Annotated in this window: 1 protein-coding gene; it reads left to right on the top strand. The window is 50.5% G+C overall.

What is annotated here, in order from left to right:
- On the top strand, positions 1-287 hold a 287-nt coding region (locus QP990_RS12225; RefSeq protein WP_284799437.1), incomplete at both ends, for a hypothetical protein.

The following is a 287-nucleotide window of genomic DNA, read 5'->3' as shown; positions in this document are numbered from 1 at the left end:
TTGCTGTAGGTTTTATTCCGTTTTTCGCTGCACCGACCCGGTTTTTATATCCACTGCGTGCTGTAGGCACCACTGTGGTTAGCCTAATCTCTGCAGTAGTACTGATAGTGGCGTTGTTGACGCTTCCTGCACTGTTTTTGCCGTACAGAGGCCTGCTGTATCGCGTGTTGATTCCACTGTCGATGAATGTTTTCTTGCTGAAGTGGAATTTTTACAGCATCAGCGTACAAGCTGTTGCCTGGTTCCTTTTGGCCGCTTACGGTGGGGTGTCAGCAGCGGCGTGGGCT

It is taken from the genome of Corynebacterium sp. MSK071, from assembly GCF_030232125.1.
Lineage (GTDB): Bacteria > Actinomycetota > Actinomycetes > Mycobacteriales > Mycobacteriaceae > Corynebacterium > Corynebacterium kefirresidentii.
The sequence above is the reverse complement of the archived record's forward strand: the minus strand, read 5'-3'. Positions and strand labels throughout refer to the sequence as shown.